Source organism: Nocardioides caricicola, assembly GCF_039541135.1.
In the GTDB taxonomy this organism is placed as follows: domain Bacteria; phylum Actinomycetota; class Actinomycetes; order Propionibacteriales; family Nocardioidaceae; genus Nocardioides; species Nocardioides caricicola.
On record NZ_BAABFQ010000010.1, the window covers coordinates 305,597 to 327,611 of the forward strand.

Sequence of the window (22,015 nt, forward strand, 5' to 3'; positions counted from 1 at the left end):
ACGGCGTCAGGAGTACGGCCTAGGCGACGAGCGCGACCGCGCCCACCCAGACCAGCACCGCGACGGCGGCGACGACCGGGACCAGGCGCGGGTGCGGCGTCCACCACGCGGTCGCCACCAGCAGCAGCGCCGCCCAGACCAGCATCAGCAGGGCCACGACCCACCACGCCGCGAACGTGAGGCTCGCGGCGTACAGGAAGAACGCGCAGGCCATGCCGGCCATGCCGACGAAGGCCCACGGGTCGGCCCGGTCCATCAGTCGTCGTCGTCCTGCGCGTCCCAGTCCTCGTTGCGCCGCTCGGCGATCGCGAGGGCGTCCTCGGCCTCCTCACGGGTGGCGTAGGGGCCGAGGCGGTCGATCGGCGGGCAGAGGTTCGTGTCGTCCTCGACCCGTCGGTGCTTCACGCAGTACCAGAACGCACTCATGTCAACAGAAACTACACTCGCGTCCGTGACCTCCCCGGTGCTCCGCGCTGTGCCCGCGTCGATCCCGCGACCGGAGTACGTCGGCAAGGCAGCCCCGGAGCGCTACACCGGACCCGAGGTCAAGGACGCCGACACCATCGAGCGGATGCGGGTCGCCGGCCGGCTCGCGGCGCAGGCGCGGGACCTGGTCGGCGCGCACGTCGTCCCGGGCGTGACCACCGACGAGCTGGACCGGATCGGCCACGAGTTCCTGTGCGACCACGGCGCGTACCCGTCCACGCTGGGCTACCGCGGCTTCCCGAAGTCGCTGTGCTCCAGCGTCAACGAGGTCATCTGCCACGGCATCCCCGGCGAGCAGGTCGTGCAGGACGGCGACATCGTCAACATCGACATCACGGCGTACCTCGACGGCGTGCACGGCGACACGAACGCCACGTTCCTCGCAGGCGAGGTCGACGAGGAGTCGCGGCTGCTCGTGGAGCGGACCCGCGAGGCCCTGGAGCGCGGCATCAGGGCCGTGAAGCCCGGCCGCCGGATCAACGTGATCGGCCGCGTGATCGAGTCGTACGCCGCGCGGTTCGGGTACGGCGTGGTCCGCGAGTTCACCGGCCACGGGATCGGCACGTCGTTCCACAGCGGGCTGGTCGTGCCGCACTACGACGACCCCGAGCACGACGAGCTGATCGAGGTCGGGATGACCTTCACCATCGAGCCGATGCTCAACCTCGGCACCCACGAGTGGGAGATGTGGGACGACGGCTGGACCGTGGTCACGAAGGACCGGCGGCGCAGCGCTCAGTTCGAGCACACGCTGGTGGTCACCCCGACCGGTGCCGAGATCCTCACTCAGGCGGGTTGAGCAGCTGCTCGACCCGGAACACCGACAGCCAGTGGTCGGGGTCCCCGGTCATCGCAGCCGCGAGGCGCAGGTGCGGCAGCGCCTCGGTGTACCGGCTCTGCCGCTCCAGCGAGCGGCCGAGCGCGTGCCGCGACCAGTCGTCCGACGGGTCGTGCTCGACCAGCCAGGTCAGCTCGGTCTCGGCCTTCTGGAGCTGGGCGCGCATCAGGTAGGCCCAGGCACGCAGCGACCGCAGGCCGGCGTTCTCGGGCTCCTGCTCCAGGGCAGGCTCCAGCAGCTCGAGCGCCTCCTTGGGGGCGCGCCGCTCGAGCAGGTCGAACGCGGTGCGGTACGCCGACTCCGGCCCGGTCTGGCCGGGGAAGACGATCGGCGGGGGCCGCAGCTCGTCAGTCATCACACCTCCAGGGGTCGTCGTACAGGATCCGCTGGAACAGCCGGGAGTCGCGCGGCATTCCGCGGTCGCCTCGGCGTCACACGAACAGTGTCTCCCCATCCCCCGCCCGCATGACGTCCGGGGGCCGGGTGGCTACCCTTGCCCTGCGGATGGGCTGGCCGGGCGACCGCGTGGAGGCAACTCCCCGAGGAAGGTCCGGGCTCCACAGGGCAAGGTGGTGGGTAACACCCACCCGGGGCAACCCGCGGGACAGTGCCACAGAAAACAAACCGCCACCGGGCTCGCCCGGCGGTAAGGGTGAAACGGTGGTGTAAGAGACCACCAGCGACCGGGGTGACTCGGCCGGATCGGTAAACCCCACCTGGAGCAAGATCAAGAAGTCCCGTGCTTGCACGGGATGCGCGCACGTTCGAGGGCGGCCCGCCCGAGTGCGCGGGTAGATCGCTGGAGGGTGTCGGCAACGGCACTCGTAGATGGATGGTCGCCACGCTTCGGCGTACAGAACCCGGCCTACAGGCCAGCCCGTCCGCCCCACCGGGCCCGAAATTGCACTCGACCTCCTGGCTTCAGGACCGAATTCCGAGAAGCCAGGAGGTCAAGCGGGCATGTGTCGCGTCAGGCGATCTTGTCGAGGCGCCGTTCATCGGAGGCCAACACCACCGTGAACCTGCTGCGGATCTGCCCGAGCAGGCGTTCCCGGAACTCGCCCACGAGGACGTCTCGCGCGGCGCCCTCCTGCCGCGCGATGCGCATCGTGTAGCGCTCGATCAGGTCGAGGATCCCGGGGATCTCCGCAGCGATCACCTTGAAGTGGTTGTCGAGGAGCTCCTCGATGTCCGCGCCGATGAGGACCGGTGGGGTCGGTGCCATGGTGGTCCTCCTCGTCTGCCCGAGATCGTCGTCTGGCGGTGTCGCCACCTGACTCATCGGCCCCACCTGCGCCGGGCTTGAGCATTCCGGGGCACCGGACCAGACAACCCCGGGCATCACCGGCACCGGATCGGGCACCGGGACACCATGAGCGACTCCGCGCTGACCAGGCCGCACCGAGGACTGCCCAGCTGGCTCGCCCTCCTCGGGTACGCCGCGGCGGTGGTGATCGTCGCCGCGCTCGGCGGGGTGGCCGCGAGCAACAGCGGCCAGACCTACGACCGCCTCGACCTGCCGCCGTTCGCGCCACCGAGCGCCGTCTTCGGGCCGGTCTGGACGACCCTCTACGCGATGATCGCCCTGTCCGGGTGGCTGGTGTGGCGCCGGGTGGGCATCGACGCCGCGATGGCGCCGTACGTCGTCCAGCTGGTGCTCAACGCCGCGTGGACGCCGCTGTTCTTCGCCGCGGGCTGGTACGGCGTCGCCCTGGTCGAGATCGTGCTGCTGCTGGCCGCGATCGGCGTGACGATCGCGCAGTTCTGGAGCCGGTCGCGCCCGGCGGCGCTGCTGCTGGTCCCCTACGCGGCCTGGGTCGCGTTCGCGACCTGCCTGAACGCGTCGATCTGGTGGCTCAACCGCTGACGAGCGCGAACTCGATCCGGCGGGTCTCGACGTCCGCCACGGTCAGCCGCAGCCGCACGTCGGTGCCGAGCGGCAGCGGCGCGGTGCCCACCACGCGCGCCTCCACGTCGGGGTCGTGGACCAGCGCGACCCCGCGCTGGGGGTCCTTCTCGTCGACGTCGACGATCACGCCGGGGAACTCCTGGCCGACCCGCTCGGAGAGGACGCCCGCCTCGACGAGGTCGAGCACCGCGCGCTCGTAGGCGCGCGACCGGCTGCCCGAGGACGCCAGCGTCTTCGGCAGCCCGGGGAGGGCGGCGAGCACCCAGTCCGGGACGTCGGTGCCGGCGCAGAGCGCCAGGCACACCTCGGTGGTGTACCGGTCGCCGAGCCGCCGCAGCGGCGCGGTCACGTGGGCGTACTCGGACGCCAGCGCCGCGTGCTGGGGCTGGGCGGGCACCTCGCCGTCGAACGCGACGTACCCGCTCCCCCGCAGCAGCCGGGCGCTGGCGTTGACCATCGCGGCGTGCGTGGGCAGCTCGGGGTCGAGCGATCGGATGAAGTCGGGGTAGAGCAGCTCGGCCGGCCACTCGATGCCGAGCGCGCGGGCGGTGCGGTGCAGCCGCTGCACGTCGTGCGGGTCCGGCGGCGGCAGCGTCCGCAGCAGCCCGACGCGGGCGTAGACCATGAGCGACGCGGCGGCGTACCCCGTGAGCAGCGAGATCTGCGCGTTCCACCGCTCGACGGGCAGCTGCTCGCGGAAGTCGAGGTGCCAGCGCTCGCCCTGGATGTCGACCTCCTGCTCGGGCAGCGGCAGCGCGACCCCGCCGCGCGCGGCCTCGCGGGCCAGCCGCAGCTCGCCGACGGTCCGGAGGTGGGCGAGCGTCCCCTCGACGCGGCCGGCGTCGAGATCGGCCTGCACGGCTTCGTACGACAGCTTCGCGGTCGAGCGGACCAGCGCGCGCTCGACCTGGACGTCGGTGCGCTCACCGTGCGCGTTGAGCCGGATCGTCCACAGGACGGCGGGCCGCACCTGGTCGGGCAGCAGCGACGCGGCGCCCTCGGAGAGCACCTTCGGGTGCAGCGGGACCTTCGAGTCCGCGCCGTACAGGGTCTCGCCGCGGAGGTTCGCCTCCACGTCGACGGGATCACCGGGCTGGACGAACGCCGCGACGTCGGCGATCGCGTAGTGCACCACGAACCCGTCGCCGTCGGTCTCGATGTGCAGCGCCTGGTCGAGGTCCATCGCGGACTCGGGGTCGATCGTGACGAACGGGAGGTCGGTGCGGTCCAGGTCCGGCAGCCGGGGGGCCGAGGCGGCCGCCTGGGCGGCCGCCTCGACCTCGGGCGGGAACTCGGGGGTCACCCCGAGCTCGTCCTGGATGCGCTGGATGCCGGCGCGCAGCCGGTGGGCGGCGACGCCGTCGTCGACGGATCGGACCCGGACGACGCGGGAGCTCGGCATACCCCGACCCTAGGGCACCTACCCGAACATTCCGGGCTGGTAGCCACCGGCGGGAGTGCCCGCGATGACGTTGAGCCGGTTCCAGGCGTTGATCACGGCGATGATCGCGATCAGCGCGGCCACCTGCTCGTCGTCGTAGTGCTTGCGCACCGCCTGCCAGGTGTCGTCGCTGACGCCGGTCGAGGCGTCGGCGACCCGGGTGCCCTCCTCGGCGAGCGCCAGCGCCGCCCGCTCGGCCTCGGAGAACACCGTGGCCTCGCGCCAGGCGGCGACCAGGAGGACCCGGGTCTGGTCCTCGCCGTCGGCCAGCGCCTCTTTGGTGTGCATGTCCAGGCACATGCCGCAGCCGTTGATCTGGCTGGCGCGGATCCGCACCAGCTCACGCACCTCCTTCGGCAGGGTGGATCCCTCGGCGACCATCGAGGCCCCCTGGAACCGTCGGACGAAGCCCGTCATGAGCTCGGAGCTGAACAGGTCGAATCGTGTCTCGGTCATGCCATCAAGACACCGGCCGGCGGTGGCCTGTGACACCTCTGGGAAACTTCCCCGGTGCTGATCCTGCTGCCCCCCAGCGAGGGCAAGGCCGCCGCCCGCCGCGGCAAGCCCCTCGACCTGTCGACGCTCGACTTCGCCGACCTGACCGCACCCCGCGAGCGCGTCCTCGAAGCACTCGTCGAGCTGTGCGAGGGCGACCCGGACGTCGCGGCCAAGACCCTCGGCATCGGTACGACGCAGCTCGACCTGGTCGAGCTGAACCGCCGGCTGCGCAGCGCGCCGACCGCGCGGGCCGACCAGGTCTACACCGGCGTCGTGTACGACGCTCTCGACTTCGCGACGCTGTCGACCGGCGCCAAGCGGCGCGCGAACACCCGGGTCGCGGTCACCTCCAGCCTGTTCGGCCTGGTCCGTCCGGCGGACCGGATCCCGTCGTACCGCCTCTCCGGCGACTGCACCCTCCCCGGCCTCGGCCCGGTCGCGGGCGTGTGGCGCGAGCACCTCGGCCCCGTCGTGACCGAGACGGTCGGCAGCGGGCTGCTCGTCGACCTGCGCTCCGGGACGTACGTGAGCTTCTGGCGGCCCGCGGGCGTCAGGACCGCCACGGTGCGCGTGCTCCACGAGCACAACGGCCAGCGCAAGGTGGTCAGCCACTTCAACAAGGCGACCAAGGGCCGGATCGTGCGGGCCCTGCTCGAGTCCGGCGCCGACCCGCGCACGCCGGCCAGGCTGGCCGCTGCGCTGCGTGACCTCGGCTGGGTGGTCGAGGAGGACGGCAGCCAGCTCGACGTCGTCGTCAGCGAGCTGTAGCCGCTACCACTTCGACCCGGCGAACACGTCGTTGCCGGGCGGGAGCGCGTTGTACATGCGCATCGACGCGGTGCCGTTGAACCACGACAGCACCGTGACCGACGCGGGCGTGAGCTCCATGCGGAACACCGCCTCCAGGGGCGCGTCGACGGCGTGCGCGACCAGGGTCTTGATCGGCGTCACGTGCGACACCACGACCACGGTCTTGCCGGCGTGCTGGTCCAGGACGCGCGCCAGCCCGTCGAGCACGCGGGTCTGCACGGTCCGGAACGACTCGCCGCCCTGGGGCGCGAAGTCCAGCGACCCGAGCCACGCGGTGAGGTCGTCGGGGTACTTCTCCCCCACCTCCGTGAACGTCAGCCCGTCCCAGACGCCGAACTCCATCTCGGCGAACCCGGGCTCCACCTCGATCTCGTGACCGAGCCGCTCCGCGAGGATCTCGGCCGACTCGAGGGTACGGCGCACCGGGGACGCGACGACCGCGTCGACCCGGTCGGCGAGCGGCGCCAGCCAGTCGGCCACCGCCCGGATCTGGGCCTTGCCCTCGTCGCTCAACCCCGGGTTGGCGCTGGCCAGGCCGCCGGAGAACCGCTTCTCCACCGTGTGCGGCGTGACACCGTGGCGCACCAGCACGATCGTGGTCGGCGTACCGGCGTTGCGACCCCAGCCCTGCGTCTGCGCCTGGATCGACGGCGCGGGCGACTCGACCTCCTCGATCAAGGACTCCGCCGGATCGACCTCGCCGGCCACGGTGACACCGCTGCGCTTGCCGTCCAGCGCCTCGTTGGCGAGCCGGTCGGCGTGCTTGTTCTGCTCGCGCGGCACCCAGGTGTAGGTCGTGCCGAACGGCGCCAGCCGGTTCGCCTCCTCGGCGAGCGGCCGCATGTCGGGGTGCTTGATCTTCCAGCGGCCCGACATCTGCTCGACGACGAGCTTGGAGTCCATCCGGACCTCGATGTCGGCCTCGGGGGCGTACTCCTCGGCCATCCGGAGCCCGGCGATCAGCCCGGAGTACTCCGCGACGTTGTTGGTCGCGACGCCGATCGTGCTGCCGTCCTCGGCGAGCACCTCGCCGGTCTCGGCGTCGCGGAGGACCGCGCCGTACCCGGCCGGGCCGGGATTGCCGCGCGAGCCGCCGTCCGCCTCGATGATGACGGAGCGGGGTCCGGTCACAGGCCCGACTCGGGGGTCCGCACCAGGATCCGCGAGCACTCCTCGCAGCGGATGACCTGGTCGTCGGGAGCCGCAGCGATCACGGCGAGCTCGGCGTTGTCGATGCCGAGCTGGCAGCCGGTGCAGCGGCGCTGACGGAGCTCGGCGGCGCCGACGCCGCCCTTCTGCGCGCGCAGCTTGTCGTAGAGCGCGAGGAGGTCGTCCGGCAGGCCCGCGGCCACCGGGTCGCGGTCGGCGACGACCGTGGTGAGCTCGGCGTCGATCTCGGCCAGCTTCGCGTCGCGAGCCGTCGCGAGGGTGGCGAGCTGCTCGTCGGCCTCGGCGACCTGGGCGGTGAGCGCGTCGAGGTCGCGCTGCGCGTCCTCGAGCCGGGCCATCACCTCCAGCTCCTCGTCCTCCAGCGTGGAGATCCGGCGCTCCAGCGACTCCAGCTCGTGCTGCATCCGCTCCAGGTCCTTGGGGTTGGTGATCAGCCCCTGGTCCATCCGGTCGCGGTCGCGGGTGCGCCGGGCCTTCACGGCCTCGACGTCGGCGTCGACCTTCGCCTGCTCGGCGGTCAGGTCGTCGACGGCGATCCGAGCGTCGCGGGCGCGGTTGTCGACGTCGGTACGGCGCTTCTCGATCTCGGCGATCTCCGCGAGCTCCGGCAGCGTGGCGCGCTGGTGGCGCAGCTGGTCGGCTCGGGCGTCGAGCCCCTGCAGGTTGAGGAGCTCGAGTTGGGCGGACGGTTCGGCTTTCAGCGGGTGCTCCTCAAGCGATGGGTCAGATCTGGAACTGCCAGGGATCGGTCCGGATGGTGCTCACCCGGGTCTCCACCGTATCGTCCAGCGCCGCGCGCAGCCGCGCCTCCACCACCGGGAGCCACGTCCACTCGGCCGCCCAGTGCGCGACGTCGACGAGCGCGGCCCCGTCCCGCTCGCCGAACTCGCTGGCCGGGTGGTGGCGCAGGTCGCTGGTGACGTACACGTCCGCGTCGGTGCGCGCGACGGTGTCGAGCAGGAAGTCGCCCGCTCCCCCGCACACCGCGACCCGTCGTACCGGCCGGTCCGGGTCGCCGGCCACGCGCACGCCCTGGGCGGTCTCGGGCAGTGCGGACGCGACCGACTGGGCGAACTCGCGCAGCGTGGTCTCCGGCACCGTGCCGATCCGCCCGGTGCCGGTGCCGGCGAGGCCGGGGTCGGCCAGCTCGACCACGTCGTACGCCGGCTCCTCGTACGGGTGCGCGGCCAGCAGCGCCCGCACCACGTGGCTGCGCAGCGGCCGGGGCAGCACGACCTCGATCCGCTCCTCGGCGACCGTCTCGGCGGTGCCGACCGAGCCGAGCACGGGGCTCGCGCCCGCCAGGGGGCGGAACCTGCCCTGGCCCGACGTCGAGAACGAGGCCTGGTCGTAGTCGCCGATCCGTCCCGCGCCGGCGGCGGCGAGCGCGGCGCGCAGCGCCTCGGCGGAGTCGAGGGGGACGTACGTCGTCAGCTTGTCCATCGCGTCGGCGGGCGCGGGCACGATCGGTGCGAGATCGGTCAGCCCGAGCGCGAGCGCCATCGCCTCGGAGACTCCCCCGACGGCCTGGTCGGCGTTCGTGTGCGCGGTGAGCAGCGCGCAGTCGGCGCCCATCAGGCGGCTGACCGTGCGCCCCTTCGGGGTCGTCGCCGCGAACCCGTGCACGGGCTTGAGGAACAGCGGGTGGTGCACCACCAGCAGGTCCGCACCCCAGTCGACGGCCTCGCGCGCGACCTCGAGCGTCGGGTCGACGGCGAACATGACCTTCTCGACGCCTTGGCCCGGATGCCCGCACACCAGGCCCACCGCGTCCCAGGAGTCGGCGGTGGCGGGCGGGTACCAGCCGTGCAGCAGGTCGACGACGTCCTTGAGCGCGGGCATGGGCGTCAGGCTACTGTCGCCGACATGCCCGTCGTGAAGATCAACGCCATCTCCGTCCCGCCGCAGGCGCACGAGGAGCTCGAGAAGCGGTTCTCGAACCGCGCCCACACCGTCGACGGCACCCCTGGGTTCCTCGGCTTCCAGCTGCTCCGCCCGGTCAAGGGCGAGGACCGCTACTTCGTCGTCACCCAGTGGGAGGACGAGGAGTCGTTCGCCGCCTGGCGCGACGGCGACGCGATCCGCGCCCACGCCGGCGAGCGCGCGAACCCGGTCTCGACCGGCGCCGAGCTGCTCGAGTTCGAGGTCGTGCTGGACGTCAAGAAGAGCTGACTTCTCGGGCAAACCTGTCACTTCTCAGGCGTTGCAACGGCCGAGAAGTGCCGGTTTCCCCGGTGCACCGGGGAAACCGACAGCGCCCGCCTAGTTCACCTGGCGCTCGTAGCCCTCCCAGTACGGCGCGCGCAGCTTGAACTTCTGCAGCTTGCCGGTCGCCGTGCGCGCCAGGACCTCGCGGAACTCGATCGACGTCGGCGCCTTGTAGCCGGCGGCCTTCTCCTTGCACCAGGCGATCAGCTCGGCCTCGGTCACCGTGGCGTCCTCGGCGAGCACGACGAGGGCCTTGATCGTCTCGCCCCACTTCTCGCTCGGCACCCCGATGACCGCGACCTCGGCGACCTGCGGGTGGGAGAACAGCACGTCCTCGACCTCGATGCTCGAGACGTTCTCGCCGCCGGTGATGATCACGTCCTTCTTGCGGTCGCTGATCGTGAGGTAGCCGTCGTCGCCGATCACGCCGCCGTCGCCGGTGTGGAACCACCCGTCGGCCAGCGCCTTCGCGCTCTCCTCGGGCTGCTCCCAGTAGCCCTCGAGCACGACGTTCGACCGGGCGAGCACCTCGCCCGCGTTCTCGTCGTCCTCCGAGATCTTCAGGCGTACGCCGATCGCGGGCGCGCCGGCCCGGGTCAGCCTGGTCGCCTTTTCCAGCGGGTCGAGGTCGTCCCACTCGGCGCGGGAGCGGTTGATCGTCAGCAGCGGTGAGGTCTCCGTGAGGCCGTAGATCTGGATGAACTCCCAGCCCAGCTCCTCCTCGACGCGCGCGACGGTCTTCGTCGGCGGCGGGGCGCCGGCCATGATGATGCGGACCTTGTCGCGGCCGGGGATCTCGCCCTCCCACGTCTGCGCGGCGTCGAGCACGGCCGCGGCGACCGCCGGCGCCGCGCACATCACGGTCACGCCGTGGTCGCGCACCCGGCGGAGGATCTCGGCGCCGTCGATCTTGCGCAGCACGACCTGCTTGACACCCAGGCCGGTCATCGCGAACGGCATTCCCCACCCGTTGGCGTGGAACATCGGCAGCGTGTGCAGGTAGACGTCGCGGTCGTTGACGCCGGCGTGCAGTGCGAACGTCACCGCGTTGACCCAGATGTTGCGGTGGGTGATCTGCACGCCCTTGGGTCGCGCGGTCGTGCCGGAGGTGTAGTTGATCGTCGCGGTGGCGTTCTCGTCCGGCTCCCAGGGACGGGGTACGGCGTCCTCGGGCACGTCGAGCGCGGCGGGATCGCCGAGCACGAACTTGAACTCCGCCTCGACGTCCTTCAGCGACTCCTCGAGCTCGGGGTCGACGAGCAGCACCCGGGCGCCGGAGTGGGCGACGATGTACGTCACCTCGTCGGGACGCAGCCGGAAGTTCACCGGCACCAGCACGCGGCCCGAGCCGCTGACTCCGAAGAACGCGCTCAGCAGCCGGGCGCTGTTGTGGCTGACGATCGCCACCCGGTCACCGACCTCCAGGCCCAGCTTGTCGAGCATCGCGGCCTGCATCCGCGCCCGCTGGCCGAGCTGGGCGTAGGTGAGCTCACCGAGGCTCGGCGCAGGCTGGTCCGGCTCGTCGACGACGCCGATGCGCTCGCCGTACACCTGCACCGCGCGGTCGATGAAGTCCGAGACGCTGAACGGGACGATCATGCTCGCCACTGTAGCCATCGGCAGGCGCCATGAGAGTCCTCTCATCGAGGTCTCATCGACACCCCACGATCAGGGAGGATGGTGGGGACATGAAGACGTTCTGGAAGGTGCTGCTCGGGCTCGCGCTCGTCGTCCCGATGGTGGCGTACGTCGCGGGCTCCCTCGTCGCGTCCGCGGCCGACGACCCTGCTCCGCGGGAGACCATCCAGATCCAGGAGCCGAGCCCCACGCCGACGCCCACGCCGAAGCCGACGCCGAAGCCCGGCAAGACGCCCGAGCCCGCCCAGCAGAGCGACGACGTCGAGGTGATCACACCCGAGTACGAGGACTTCGACGACCACGACGACCACGGGGACGACGACGGCGAGGACCACAGCGGCCGCGGTGGCGAGGACGACGACCGCGACGACGACCGCGACGACGACAGCGGGCACGGTGGCGAGGACTAGCCTCTCGGTCCGCGCCCGGATCACCGCCACGGTCGCGGCCCTGACCCTGGTCGGGCTGGTGGTGGCCGGCGTCGTCGTCTACACGATCGAGTCGCAGCGCCTGGACCAGGCGATCACGGCCGAGACCGAGCAGGAGTTCGCCGAGCTGGCGCAGCTCCAGGAGCGGCAGACGTTCGACGGTCCCGAGGCCATGATCCGGCAGTTCATGCTCCGCAACGTGCCGGACGAGAACGAGGTGCTGGTCGGCTGGTGGGACGACCAGGTCGCCGCCGTGTCGCCTCGGGACGACCCGGTCAGCGACAACGCCGCGCTCGTGGAGACCGTGCGCTCCCACCTTGCCGACAACGGCACCAGCCGTATCGACACCGACCTCGGCGAGCTCGAGGTCAGCGTGCAGAGCCTCGACGGAGCCGGCACGACCGGCGCGCTGGTGGTGGTGACCTACCTCGACCGCGCCCGAGCCGGGCTGCACGACACGATGCGCACCTACGCGATCGTCGCCGGCCTGGCGCTCCTGATGGTGACCGCGGTGGCGTGGTGGGTCTCGGGACGGCTGCTCTCCCCGCTGCGGACCCTGCGCGAGACCGCCGAGGACATCTCCGAGACCGACCTGTCGCGTCGGCTGCCGGTCACCGGCAACGACGACATCACCGCGCTGACGCTGACGTTCAACGGGATGCTCGACCGGCTGGAGGGGGCGTTCGTCGGGCAGCGCCAGTTCCTGGACGACGCCGGCCACGAGCTGAAGACGCCGCTCACCGTGCTGCGCGGCCACCTGGAGCTGCTCGACGCCGGCAGTCCTGAGGACGTCGCCGAGACGCGGCTGCTGCTGCTCGACGAGATCGACCGGATGTCGCGGCTGGTCGGGGACCTGATCCTGCTCGCGAAGAGCGACCGGCCCGACTTCCTGCAGCCGCGCGACGTCGACCTCGACGGTCTCACCCGCGATCTGGTCACCAAGGCCCGCGGGCTCGGCGACCGCGCGTGGACCCTCGACGGCACGGCGCCGGTCAAGGTTCGCGCCGACGAGCAGCGGCTCACCCAGGCGGTGCTCCAGCTCGCCGACAACGCCGTGAAGCACACCCACGCCGGCGACCTGGTCGCCATCGGCTCGTCGTACGACGGCAGCGTCGCCCGGCTGTGGGTCCGCGACACCGGGCCCGGCGTACCGCCGCAGGACCGCGACCGGATCTTCGAGCGGTTCGGCCGCAGCGCGGTGGCTCCGGGGGACGAGGGATTCGGCCTGGGTCTCTCAATCGTCGGCGCGATCGCCCATGCGCACGGCGGCCGTGTCACGGTGGAAGACGCCGAGCCCGGCGCCCGGTTCGTCATCACGCTGCCCCAGGAGGACCCGTGGCCCGCATCCTGATCGTGGAGGACGAGGAGCGGATCGCGTCCTTCGTCGCCAAGGGGCTGCGCGCCGAGGGCCACCAGACGACCACCGTCGGCGACGGGCGGGACGGGCTCGACCACGCGATGAGCGGCGACTACGACCTGGTGGTGCTCGACATCGGGCTGCCCGGCATGGACGGCTTCGAGGTCCTCGACCAGCTCCGCTCGCAGGGCTCGTCGGTGCCGGTGATCGTGCTGACCGCGCGCGACTCGGTCGGCGACACGGTGTCCGCGCTGGAGGGTGGCGCCGACGACTACATGCCGAAGCCGTTCCGGTTCGCCGAGCTGCTCGCCCGCGTGCGGCTGCGGCTGCGCCAGGGGCAGGACTCCGGTGCCCCGCGCCAGGAGTCGCTCACCGCCGGCGGCGTACGCCTCGACCTGCGCACCCGCCGCGCGCAGGTCGGCGAGCGCGAGCTCGACCTGTCCGCGCGCGAGTTCGCGCTGGCCGAGATCTTCATGCTGAACGCCGGGCAGGTCCTCTCCCGCGAGCAGCTCCTCGACCACGTCTGGGGCCTCGACTTCGACCCCGGATCCAACGTCGTCGACGTGTACGTCGGCTACCTGCGCCGCAAGTTCGGGTCCGAGGCCATCAGCACCGTGCGCGGGATGGGCTACCGCTTCAACCGCTAGCGCGTCCGCAGCCCTCCCCCGAGCCGCGCCGGCGGCTGCCGGTCGAGTACCGGCTCGAGCGCCTCGGCGACCTCGTGCGGCAGCGGCCGGTTGGCGGGGTCGAGCTCGAGGGCGGCGTACACGACCTTGCTGACCTCGGCGGGCGTGCGGTCGGGCAGGGAGCGCTGGTCGTCGAACGTCTCGTAGGCGCGCTCGCCCGCGACCGCCTCGAACAGGGTGGCGCCGAGCCCCCAGACGTCGCTGGCCGGGCCGGGGGCGCCGTAGCGCTCGGGGTCCCACTGCTCGGGCGCCAAGTAGGCGTCGGTGCCGATCCTCACGGTGCGCGCGGCATCCTCGACGGGGCGCGCGACGGACAGGTCGATCAGCCGCGCGGGTGCGCCCATGATCACGTTGCTGGGCTTGACGTCCAGGTGGGTCCAACCGATCCGGCGCAAGTACTGCAGGGCGCTGGCGAGCTCGATCGCGAGCGGGAGGTACTGGTGCTCGGGCAGCCGGCCGTAGCGGCGTACCAGCGTCGAGAGCCGCGGGCCGTCGACCTGCTCGAGGACGACGTGCGGGCGGGCGCCGCCCAGCTCGTGGCGCAGGCCGCGGACGACCACCGGATGGTTCACGGTGGCCAGCGCGTCGACCTCGCGGGCCAGGCCGCGCAGGCTGTGGTCGTCCTCGACCCGGTCCGGCCGGACGACCTTGACCACGACCGGCCCGTAGGTGTGCTCGTCGAACGCGAGGTAGGCCTCGTAGGCGGACCCGCCGCCGAGCCGACGGACGACCGTCAGTTCGGCGGTGATCGGGTCACCCTCGACGAAGCCCCAGGAGGCAGAGCTCGTCATCGTGGTCAGCCCCGCGTGTTGTGGCGGGTGCCGTCGTTGGTGTCGTTGCGGGTCTGGTCGACGTTGCCCTTGCCCGGACCGTCGCTGGTGAGGTCGCGGACGGACCTGTCGCGGCTGTTGTCCTGGCCGGTGCGCGTCCCGGTGCCGGTGTTGTCCCGGGTCCGGGTCTGGCCCTGGGTCTGGTCCTGGGTGGCGGTGTTGGTGGCCTTCAGCCCGGTGTCGTCCCCGTCGTCATCGTCGTCGACCGTGGTCACCAGGGCGGGCGTGTCGTCCTCGCGCTTCGCGGCGAGCTGGTCGTCCTGGGCGTTGGCGGACGCCGTCGGCCAGGCGATCACCCCCGCGACCACCAGGCCCGCGAGCCCGACCGTCCCCGTCGTGATCCCCGTCCTCAGCAGCGTGTTCATCATGTCGTCCTCTCGTCGTTTCCCTTGACGAGGAGGACTGTTCCGGTCGGCAGTGAGCCGACGATGAGTCGCAGATGAGAGTGCTCTCACGCCGAACTGTTGGGCCTAAGCCTGACGTTCTGGGCCGAAGTTTCGGGGCAACACGTCAGGTTTCCCCGGTGGGCCGGGGAAACCTGCAGCAGCCTCAACGCCGCCAGGCGCGCCGCGTCCGGGCCGGGGCGTCGGCCTGCGGCGACTCCGACTGCTCCCATACCCGGCGCCACTGGGCGACCTGCGGTCCGGCCGGGTCGGGCGTCACGCCCTCGGCAGCGCGTCGCTTCGCCTCCCACCACGTCGAGCGGTCCTCGTCGAGCAGCGTAGCGACGGCGTCCTTGATCCGCGGCGCGAAGTCGCGCACGGACTCGTCGGGTCCGCACACCAGCGGCTCGCCGAAGCGGATCGTCACCTGCCGGCGCCCGGGCGACGGCCAGCCCTGGCCGCGCGGCATCGCGGCGTACGTCCCGCGGTGCGCGACCGGTACGACGGGGACGCCGTGCTCCTTGGCGAGGAACGCGGCGCCCATCCGGAACTTGCCCATCCAGCCGTCCGTCGAGCGGGTGCCCTCCGGGAAGATCACCAGGCTCCAGCCGTCGGCGAGCACCTCACCGGGCGTCGCGGCCATCGTGCCGCCGCGGCGGTCGATGGGGAACGTGTTGAAGAGCAGCGACGAGCCGACCGCGCGCCACCAGGTGTCGAAGAAGTAGTCGGCGGCGGCCGCGACGCCGGTACGCCGGCGCCACTCGTCGGGCAGCGAGAACAGGATCAGCGGCGTGTCCAGGTGCGAGGCGTGGTTGGCCACGAAGATGACCGGGCCGTCGGTCCGCTCCAGCACGTCGAGCCCCTCGACCCGGGTGCGCACCTGCGAGCGGAACAGCGGCTCGAGCCCGACCTTGTGCGCGACCTCCCGCACCGCCATCGCCGGCTTCTCGCGCGACCAGTCGGTGCGGAAGACCGTGGACCGGTTGGCCGGCACGAACTCCTCGGCCGAGCGCGGCACCAGCGAGCGCCGGCCCCACCGCCACCCGCGCGAGACCTGCCGGACGTCGCCGGCGGAGTCCTTGAGGAAGTTGCTCATCGCACGTCCGCGAGCAGGTGCGGCGGGTTGTGGAGATAGGTGATCGACGGCGAGGAGCCCACGGACGAGGACGCCATCTCCAGCGCGTCCTGCAGCGTCGACGCCGCCCGGAAGCCCAGCCGCGAGGCGACCCGGCGGTCGCCGCCCACCCAGATCACGTCGCCGACGTGGTCCATCGCGTGCGCCGACCAGTACCACATGTAGAACGGGTGGACGCCGTGGTAGGCGTGCGAGGTCCGGTACAGGTGGATGTACCACGGGTCCTGAGCGAACTGCTGCTCGTACTTCTCCCCCACCACCGCCGGGTCGGTCGACTCTGCGAGGACCTCCTCGTAGAAGTCGACGTACGACGGGTGGTGCAGCTGGTTGAAGCCCTCGTTCAGCGGGTGGTAGACGATCACCGCGCCGCCCTTCCGGACGACCGGCTGGCCCCGGTAGGAGTTGAAGTAGTAGCCCAGCGCCATGCAGGTCGCGAGGATCGGGTTCAGCGACGAGTTCACGTTGTACGGGCCGACGTACGGGATGCCCATGACGAGCACGTCGGACTGCCCCTGCACCTCGACGCAGTGCTGCTGGTGCACCTTCTGCAGGGTCCGCTCGTGCACCGCCTCGACCTCGCCGGCGTTGACACCGGTGAGCCCGTAGACCGACCGCATGTCGTGGAACATCTTGTGCCGCAGCTTCTGCGGCGCGACCGACAGACCGCGCTTCACGCCGAGCATGGTCGCCTGGTCCTTGACCGACCACTCCCACTCGCGCTTCTGCAGGAAGTCGTACGGCTTCGGGAAGATGTCGTTGTTGAGGGTCGTCTCGATCTGGAAGACCTTGACGGTGTCCTTGATGACCCGGCCCATCCGCCAGGCGGAGTGGTGCATCGCGGAGTGCTTGTGGTCCATGAACGACCGCGAGTGCACCATGGTCTTGGCGTTGTGGTGGTGGCGCAGCGACTTGTACGACGCCAGCCCGATGCCGACGGACTTGTGGCCGCCGTCCATCGCGACGAGGTTCACGTTCACGTAGACGAGCAGGTCGGACTCCGCGGCCCGCTTGCTGATCTCGATGTCCTCGCCCTTGTCGGTGGTGCCGAGGTGGCTGAGGTTGTCGCGGTCCTCCGCGTCGAAGTTGTAGAGCTTGCCCTGCGGGTAGAACGAGCGGAACACCCGCTCGCCGACGATGTGCTTGAGCTCCGCCGCGGTCATCCGCCGGTGCAGCGCGTTGGCCGCGATCAGCTCGACGTCGTCGACGCCGGCCTCGGCGGCCATCGTCAGCACGTGCTCGATGATCCGGCCGCGGATGTCCGGCGGGCGCATGGTGGGGAGCGGCAGCGACAGGTCGTCGAACGCGATCGTCAGCTTCATGCCCGCGAACAGCTGCGTCGGCAGCGGGTCGGAGTCGACCGGGTTGAGCAGCGCCTCGCGGATCGCCTCGTCGACGTCCGGGACGGCGGGCAGGGACTCCGGCGGGTACACGACGCGGGTGCCGAGTGGGAAGTTCTCCAGGCGGAAGCCCAGTCCTTCGTGGACGATCAGCGGCGGGGTGCGATCGTCCACCTCGAGAACGAATCCGGGGCGACTCATGAAGAACTCCTGGGGTCGAAGGCCACCTTGACCGTACCGAGACGGCCGGCCGAGTGGGCATGGTCGAGAGCTTCGCGCCAGCGGTGCAACGGATAGCTGGCGACGGTCTTGGCGAGCTGTTGCACGGCGTCGGTGGCGACCAGCTCGATCGCCCGGGTGAACGCCTCGTCGGACTGCGCCGACGCGTAGGTGCCGACGACCTCGAGCTCGCGGAACCACGCCGCGGACAGGTCGGCGGGGGCCGGCATCCCGGAGAGCACGACGCGGCCTCCGGCGCGGGTCGCCTGCAGGGAGGTCTCCAGCGACTGCTTGCTGCCGACGGCATCGACGGCGACGTCCACACCGCCCAGCAGGTACGGCGAGGAGAACTGCGGCTCGAGCTGGAACGCGCCGGTCGAGCGGCGTACCCGCCGCAGCACCTCGCTCGGCGCGACCACCTCGGTGGCGCCGAACTCGCGGGCCAGCTCCTTCTGCTGCTGGTGCTTGGCGACCACGATGATCTCGCCGGCCTCCGTCAGCTCCCGCAGCGCGAGCGTCGCGAACAGCCCGACGGACCCGGCGCCGCTGACCAGCACCCGGTCGCCGGGGCGGATGCCGGCGCGCAGCGCGGTGTGGACGGCGCACGCGACCGGCTCGATGAGGATCGCCTGCTCGTCGGAGAAGCCCTCGGGCACCGGGTGCAGCTGGCTGCGGTGCGCGGCCAGCTGCTGGCCCCAGCCGCCGCCGGTGTCCTTGCAGAAGCCGGTCTGCAGGCCCGGCGCCAGGTGCCCGACGGTGATCCGCGAGCACAGGTTGGTCGCGCCGGTCGCGCAGCTCTCGCACGGCTCGACCCCGCGGGCGGCGCAGGTCAGGATCGGGTCGACGACCACACGGGTGCCCTTCGGCAGGTCCGCACAGTCCTCGAGCAGCTCGGCGACCACCTCGTGCCCCGGCACGAACGGCAGCGACACGACCGCCGAGAAGTACAGGCTGGTCCTGCCCGACAGCGCGCCCAGGTCGGAGCCGCAGATGCCGGACAGCCGGGTGCGCAGCCGCGCCCAGCCGGGCCGGTCCACCTTCGGCTCCGGCAGCGTCACCAGGCGCAGCGGCGCGGCGAAGCCGGACAGCACGCCGGGCATCCGGCCGCCGATCGCCTTGCCGGTCAGCGTCCGCGACACCGACCGGTACATCTCGAGCGCGAGCATCATGAGCGACCACCTGCCGGGTTGAGCGTGCGCGTGGAGGTCGTGGAGCTCGACCAGTCGACGATCGTCCAGCGCGCCTTCCTGGCGTGCCGGAACAGCGGTACGTCGGGCCGCACCGCGACCGGGTTGCCGACCGCCGCGAGCAGCGGCAGGTCGGAGTGCGAGTCGGCGTAGCCGAACGATGCCTTGAGGTCGATGCCGTGCTCCGCCGCGTAGGACTCCATCCACGCGGCGCGGGACTCGCCCACCAGCGGCGACGAGGCGAGGTAGCCGGTGCAGATGCCGCGGTCGTCGGTCGCGAGCTCGGCGGCCTCGATGTGGTCGAACAACGGCAGCAGCGGGCGGGTCAGCGGCCGCACCGCACCGGTGATCAGCACGGTCTGGTGACCCGCGGCCCGGTGCTCGCGGATCCGGCGTACCGCTCCCGGCGACAGCCGGGCCAGCACGTGGTCGGTCAGGAACTCGTCGGCGATCGCGTCCAGGTCGGCGAGCCGCGCGCCGTCGTACTCCCGGTAGACCGAGCGCAGGAACGCGCTGCGCTCGCGCCGCTCGGCCGCCACCAGGCTCGGCACCTTGGCCGCCATCCGGCTCAGCTCCGAGAACCGCTCGGTGCCCGAGAGCTCGCGCAGCCGCAGCCAGAGGTAGGTCTCGATGACGTTGGACGACAGCAGCGTGCCGTCCATGTCGAAGAACGCCGCCACGCCCGGCTTCTCGACGAGCGCCTTCTGGGTCGTCGCGCTGGGACGCCGGCGCGCGGCCCGCACCTCGTCGAGGCGGCGGATCGGCGCGGTCACCGCAGGGCAGTGGATGTCCTGCAGGTAGACCTTCCAGTCCACGACGGCGGTGTCGAAGGCGAACGTCCGCTGGTCCTCCTCGGAGAGGGACCGGTACAGCGCCAGCGTGTTCTTGTCGGAGTAGCGCAGCTCGGCCTGGGCGTACTCCTGGTACAGGCCCATGTAGCGGCGCAGGAACTCCAGCCGCCGGCCCTGCTGGTCGAGCTTGCGGGCGAGGTCGCGCGCGCGGTCGCTGCGCGGCGCGTGCCCGATGACGTAGTCCGCGACCTTGAACGCGCGCTCGCTGGTGCTCAGCAGCCGCTCCACCTGCTGCGCGCCGGGGAAGCGCCACTCGGGCAGCCGGGTCGCGCCGCGATCCCCGGACTGGAACGGGTGCTCGTCGAAGTAGCCGCGCACGCACTCGTAGAGGTTGCTGAACGTCAGCGGGTTGCGGTCGCCCGACGACACGTGGAAGTACGCCGGGTCGCCCACCTCCGGCGGGCTGGCGAGCACCGCGACGATCGCGGCGACAACGTGGTCGACCGGGACCACGTCGACGGTCGTGTCCGGCGCGCCGGGCATCTCCGGGAGCTCGCCGCGGCCGTAGGCGAGGATCAGCGGCTCCATCATCTTGAAGCCCTCGATCCAGCCCGGGTAGGGCTTCTCGAGCGCCGACTCGATGATGCTCGGCCGCACGATCGAGACCCGGTTGGTCCGCGCGTGCTCCTCGACGACCCGCTCACCGAGAGCCTTGGTGAACGTGTAGCAGTCGGTCCAGCCGAGGCTGCGGGCGCGCTCGGTGCCGACGCGCACCAGCTCGTCCTTCACCCACTGCTTGCGCGCCTCCTCGGTCGCGTTCGCCGCGGTGAGCAGGCCGGCCCGGCTGTGCTCCTTCTCGGCCCTCTTGCGCTCGGCGGTCAGGATCTCGGTGCCCCGCGAGCGGTGCTCGATCTCCTGCCGCTGGCTGAGGCCCCACGCGAGCTCGGCCTCCAGGTCGACGACCTGCGGCACCGGGCCCTCGGGGATGCTGCCGCGGCGGCGTCCGGCGACGTACGCCGTCGAGATGTGCACGTAGTGGATGTCGCTGCCCGCCTCGCGCACCCGGGCGAGCAGCTCGCGGGTGCCCTGCACGTTGGTGCGGAACCCCTCGTCGACGGGCGGGTCGAACGACACGTCGCCCGCGCAGTGCACGATCGCGTCGAGGTCGGTCGGGAGCGCCGGCGGGTCGGACAGGTCGCCCTCGAGCACCGCGACCCGCGACGCCATCAGCGCCTCCACCCCACCGGCGGCCTCGACGACGTCGGCGAAGATCGGCTTGCCGAGCAGGGAGGCGGTGCGGGCCGTGCCGCTGGTCGAACCCTTGCCCCGCACCAGGACCGTGAGCCGGACCCCCGGCACCTCGGCGAGCATCAGCTGCAGCAGCGCCTCGCCGACGAAGCCCGTGACCCCCGTCAGAAGGATGTGCTGGTTGTCGAGCTGGTCGGCCACCGATCCCGTCACCCGCCGTAGCGTGCCATGCCCGGGAGGTGACCGGCGAGTAACCGCTCCACCCGTGGACGCGCGTCAGCGGCCGCGGCGCTCCTCCACCCGGTTGCGCAGGAAGATCAGCGGGAGGAGCAGCACGCCCAGCAGCGAGACCAGCCAGACGATGACCGTCGCCTCGATCCAGGTGGCTGTGCCGGTGATCTCGAGCCCGTCGGTGACCAGCTCGGTCACGATCAGCGCGACGAGCGTCGCCACGAGCGCCACCCCACCACGGAGCGCCGACGCCTTGCTGAGCGCGAGCTGGGTGAGGAAAGGCTGCATGAGCATGTAGACGAGCGAGAACAGCACGACGGCGATGATGAAGCCCGACGTGCTCAGCTCCATCTTGTCGAGGATCGCGGCCGCCGCGACGAGCCCGAGGGCGTTCGAGGCGAGCTGGACGATGGCACCGATGATCAGCCGGATCATCTTCGGAGGCTACAGGTGCTTGAGCGCTTCGCGCCGAGACAGCCCGGACAGGCGGCCGCCGTACCGCTCGACCTCGGCCCGCACCCAGTCCGGATCGGTCCGGGCGTAGTCGCGCAGCGCCCAGCCGATCGCCTTGCGCAGCCAGAACGAGCGGTCGTCGACGTTCTGCTCGATCGCGTGGCGCAGCAGGTCGGGGTCGGTCTCCCCCTTCGCGCCCACCTGGCAGATCACCGCGGTGCGCCGGACCCACTGGTCGTCGTCACTCGCCCAGTCGCGCAGCACCGCGGTGAGCTCGGGCCGGTGCGCGCGCAGGCTGTCCGCGACCAGGTGGGTCGCGACCTCGTCGACGAGGTCCCACCAGGCGCCGGTCACGACCAGGTGGCGCCAGAGAGGCACCGATCCCGGGTCGAGCCACGGCCGGGCCAACCGGTGCCGGGCGATCGCGATCGCGGCGTACCGCTCCTCGCGGTACTCCGCCTCGTCCCACAGCGTCCGGACCGTCGCCTCCCAGGACGCGCGGTCCTCGGGCGGGTACTCCGCGAGCAGCGGCTTCATCCGGGCGCGCAGCGCGGGCAGCGTGAACCCGCGGTACGGCATCTCGGACTTCATGTAGCGCTGCTGCCCGGCCGCGCGCTCCGGGTCGCCGCCGGTCGCGAGCGCCGCGCGCACGGCGCCCACGAGGTCGCTCGCCGTCACGCGATCACTCTAGGGACGGCGAGGTAGCCGGTTCCGGTGACGCTCCGAGGTGCG

At 71.8% G+C, this 22,015-nt stretch carries 25 protein-coding genes and 1 other RNA gene; 8 read left to right on the forward strand and 18 right to left on the reverse strand.

Annotation, left to right across the window (positions count from 1 at the left end; translation table 11 throughout):
* Positions 1-19 precede the first annotated feature (19 nt).
* Together ABD875_RS22345 and ABD875_RS22350 are read right to left on the reverse strand one after the other, a co-directional pair.
* A complete protein-coding gene (locus tag ABD875_RS22345) occupies positions 20-256 on the reverse strand; it encodes a hypothetical protein (protein ID WP_345182510.1) in 237 nt (78 codons plus the stop codon).
* A complete protein-coding gene (locus ABD875_RS22350; RefSeq protein WP_345182512.1) occupies positions 256-426 on the reverse strand; it encodes an SPOR domain-containing protein in 171 nt (56 codons plus the stop codon). The genes ABD875_RS22345 and ABD875_RS22350 overlap by 1 nt, the downstream gene beginning before the upstream one ends.
* Between ABD875_RS22350 and map the strand changes: the two genes are divergently transcribed.
* Positions 425-1,285 carry a type I methionyl aminopeptidase gene (gene map, locus ABD875_RS22355; protein ID WP_379188450.1) on the forward strand — a complete coding sequence of 287 codons (861 nt, stop codon included), beginning with the start codon at positions 425-427 and terminating at the stop codon, positions 1,283-1,285. The genes ABD875_RS22350 and map overlap by 2 nt on opposite strands.
* Here map and ABD875_RS22360 read toward each other — a convergent pair.
* Entirely contained in the window at positions 1,269-1,679 is a 411-nt protein-coding gene (locus ABD875_RS22360) for a tetratricopeptide repeat protein (RefSeq protein WP_345182516.1), read from the reverse strand. The two genes, map and ABD875_RS22360, sit on opposite strands and share 17 nt — an antisense overlap.
* A 150-nt stretch (positions 1,680-1,829) precedes the next feature.
* Between ABD875_RS22360 and rnpB the strand changes: the two genes are divergently transcribed.
* An RNA gene (gene rnpB / locus ABD875_RS22365) (RNase P RNA component class A) lies at positions 1,830-2,208 on the forward strand.
* Between the two features lie 86 nt (positions 2,209-2,294).
* Here rnpB and ABD875_RS22370 read toward each other — a convergent pair.
* The gene (locus ABD875_RS22370) at positions 2,295-2,549 is read right to left on the reverse strand and encodes a hypothetical protein (RefSeq protein WP_345182518.1); all 255 of its coding nucleotides are present in this window, start codon (positions 2,547-2,549) and stop codon (positions 2,295-2,297) included.
* A 147-nt stretch (positions 2,550-2,696) separates the two neighbouring features.
* Here ABD875_RS22370 and ABD875_RS22375 point away from each other — a divergent pair, with 147 nt between their 5' ends.
* Entirely contained in the window at positions 2,697-3,191 is a 495-nt protein-coding gene (locus ABD875_RS22375) for a TspO/MBR family protein (protein ID WP_345182520.1), read from the forward strand.
* Here ABD875_RS22375 and ABD875_RS22380 read toward each other — a convergent pair.
* Together ABD875_RS22380 and ABD875_RS22385 are read right to left on the reverse strand one after the other, a co-directional pair.
* The gene (locus tag ABD875_RS22380; protein ID WP_345182522.1) at positions 3,181-4,635 is read right to left on the reverse strand and encodes an RNB domain-containing ribonuclease; all 1,455 of its coding nucleotides are present in this window, start codon (positions 4,633-4,635) and stop codon (positions 3,181-3,183) included. The genes ABD875_RS22375 and ABD875_RS22380 overlap by 11 nt on opposite strands.
* Positions 4,636-4,653: 18 nt before the next feature.
* Entirely contained in the window at positions 4,654-5,130 is a 477-nt protein-coding gene (locus ABD875_RS22385; RefSeq protein WP_345182524.1) for a carboxymuconolactone decarboxylase family protein, read from the reverse strand.
* A gap of 54 nt (positions 5,131-5,184) precedes the next feature.
* Between ABD875_RS22385 and yaaA the strand changes: the two genes are divergently transcribed.
* Positions 5,185-5,940, forward strand: a complete 756-nt coding sequence (gene yaaA / locus ABD875_RS22390; RefSeq protein WP_345182526.1) for a peroxide stress protein YaaA — start codon at positions 5,185-5,187, stop codon at positions 5,938-5,940.
* A 3-nt stretch (positions 5,941-5,943) separates the two neighbouring features.
* Here yaaA and ABD875_RS22395 read toward each other — a convergent pair whose 3' ends face one another.
* From ABD875_RS22395 to ABD875_RS22405, 3 genes are read right to left on the reverse strand one after another with little or no spacing between them, the layout of a single operon-like run.
* Entirely contained in the window at positions 5,944-7,113 is a 1,170-nt protein-coding gene (locus tag ABD875_RS22395) for a bifunctional RNase H/acid phosphatase (RefSeq protein ID WP_345182529.1), read from the reverse strand.
* A complete protein-coding gene (locus ABD875_RS22400; protein ID WP_425576220.1) occupies positions 7,110-7,898 on the reverse strand; it encodes a zinc ribbon domain-containing protein in 789 nt (262 codons plus the stop codon). The genes ABD875_RS22395 and ABD875_RS22400 overlap by 4 nt, the downstream gene beginning before the upstream one ends.
* Positions 7,876-8,994, reverse strand: coding sequence for a Nif3-like dinuclear metal center hexameric protein (locus ABD875_RS22405; protein ID WP_345182533.1), 1,119 nt, complete (start codon positions 8,992-8,994; stop codon positions 7,876-7,878). The genes ABD875_RS22400 and ABD875_RS22405 overlap by 23 nt, the downstream gene beginning before the upstream one ends.
* A 24-nt stretch (positions 8,995-9,018) precedes the next feature.
* Between ABD875_RS22405 and ABD875_RS22410 the strand changes: the two genes are divergently transcribed.
* Positions 9,019-9,324: an antibiotic biosynthesis monooxygenase family protein gene (locus ABD875_RS22410; protein WP_345182535.1), complete on the forward strand. Its 306-nt coding sequence runs from the start codon at positions 9,019-9,021 to the stop codon at positions 9,322-9,324.
* Between the two features lie 90 nt (positions 9,325-9,414).
* Here ABD875_RS22410 and ABD875_RS22415 read toward each other — a convergent pair whose 3' ends face one another.
* Positions 9,415-10,959, reverse strand: a complete 1,545-nt coding sequence (locus ABD875_RS22415) for an AMP-binding protein (protein ID WP_345182538.1) — start codon at positions 10,957-10,959, stop codon at positions 9,415-9,417.
* An 89-nt stretch (positions 10,960-11,048) separates the two neighbouring features.
* On the opposite strand from ABD875_RS22415, the gene ABD875_RS22420 reads away from it, so the two are divergent.
* From ABD875_RS22420 to ABD875_RS22430, 3 genes are read left to right on the forward strand one after another with little or no spacing between them, the layout of a single operon-like run.
* Entirely contained in the window at positions 11,049-11,408 is a 360-nt protein-coding gene (locus ABD875_RS22420) for a hypothetical protein (protein WP_345182540.1), read from the forward strand.
* The gene (locus ABD875_RS22425) at positions 11,395-12,777 is read left to right on the forward strand and encodes a sensor histidine kinase (RefSeq protein WP_345182542.1); all 1,383 of its coding nucleotides are present in this window, start codon (positions 11,395-11,397) and stop codon (positions 12,775-12,777) included. The genes ABD875_RS22420 and ABD875_RS22425 overlap by 14 nt, the downstream gene beginning before the upstream one ends.
* Positions 12,762-13,430: a response regulator transcription factor gene (locus ABD875_RS22430; RefSeq protein ID WP_345182544.1), complete on the forward strand. Its 669-nt coding sequence runs from the start codon at positions 12,762-12,764 to the stop codon at positions 13,428-13,430. Before ABD875_RS22425 ends, ABD875_RS22430 begins: the two co-directional genes overlap by 16 nt.
* Here the strand turns inward: ABD875_RS22430 and ABD875_RS22435 are convergent.
* The 8 genes from ABD875_RS22435 to ABD875_RS22470 all read right to left on the reverse strand — a co-directional run bounded on the left by ABD875_RS22435 (position 13,427) and on the right by ABD875_RS22470 (position 21,961).
* Positions 13,427-14,260, reverse strand: coding sequence for a serine/threonine-protein kinase (locus ABD875_RS22435; RefSeq protein ID WP_345182545.1), 834 nt, complete (start codon positions 14,258-14,260; stop codon positions 13,427-13,429). The genes ABD875_RS22430 and ABD875_RS22435 overlap by 4 nt on opposite strands.
* Before the next feature lie 5 nt (positions 14,261-14,265).
* The gene (locus tag ABD875_RS22440; protein ID WP_345182547.1) at positions 14,266-14,664 is read right to left on the reverse strand and encodes a hypothetical protein; all 399 of its coding nucleotides are present in this window, start codon (positions 14,662-14,664) and stop codon (positions 14,266-14,268) included.
* A gap of 184 nt (positions 14,665-14,848) precedes the next feature.
* The gene (locus ABD875_RS22445; RefSeq protein WP_345182549.1) at positions 14,849-15,778 is read right to left on the reverse strand and encodes a lysophospholipid acyltransferase family protein; all 930 of its coding nucleotides are present in this window, start codon (positions 15,776-15,778) and stop codon (positions 14,849-14,851) included.
* Complete coding sequence (larAH, locus tag ABD875_RS22450; RefSeq protein ID WP_345182551.1) at positions 15,775-17,355, reverse strand: NPN-dependent hydroxyacid isomerase, LarAH14/15/16 family; 1,581 nt, start codon at positions 17,353-17,355, stop codon at positions 15,775-15,777. The genes ABD875_RS22445 and larAH overlap by 4 nt, the downstream gene beginning before the upstream one ends.
* On the reverse strand, positions 17,352-18,539 hold the full coding sequence (locus ABD875_RS22455) for a zinc-dependent alcohol dehydrogenase (RefSeq protein WP_379188473.1): 1,188 nt from the start codon (positions 18,537-18,539) through the stop codon (positions 17,352-17,354). The genes larAH and ABD875_RS22455 overlap by 4 nt, the downstream gene beginning before the upstream one ends.
* Complete coding sequence (locus ABD875_RS22460; protein ID WP_345182555.1) at positions 18,539-20,812, reverse strand: HAD-IB family hydrolase; 2,274 nt, start codon at positions 20,810-20,812, stop codon at positions 18,539-18,541. The genes ABD875_RS22455 and ABD875_RS22460 overlap by 1 nt, the downstream gene beginning before the upstream one ends.
* A 63-nt stretch (positions 20,813-20,875) precedes the next feature.
* Complete coding sequence (locus ABD875_RS22465) at positions 20,876-21,265, reverse strand: hypothetical protein (protein ID WP_345182557.1); 390 nt, start codon at positions 21,263-21,265, stop codon at positions 20,876-20,878.
* Between the two features lie 9 nt (positions 21,266-21,274).
* Positions 21,275-21,961: a DNA alkylation repair protein gene (locus tag ABD875_RS22470; protein ID WP_345182559.1), complete on the reverse strand. Its 687-nt coding sequence runs from the start codon at positions 21,959-21,961 to the stop codon at positions 21,275-21,277.
* Between the last annotated feature and the right edge of the window lie 54 nt (positions 21,962-22,015).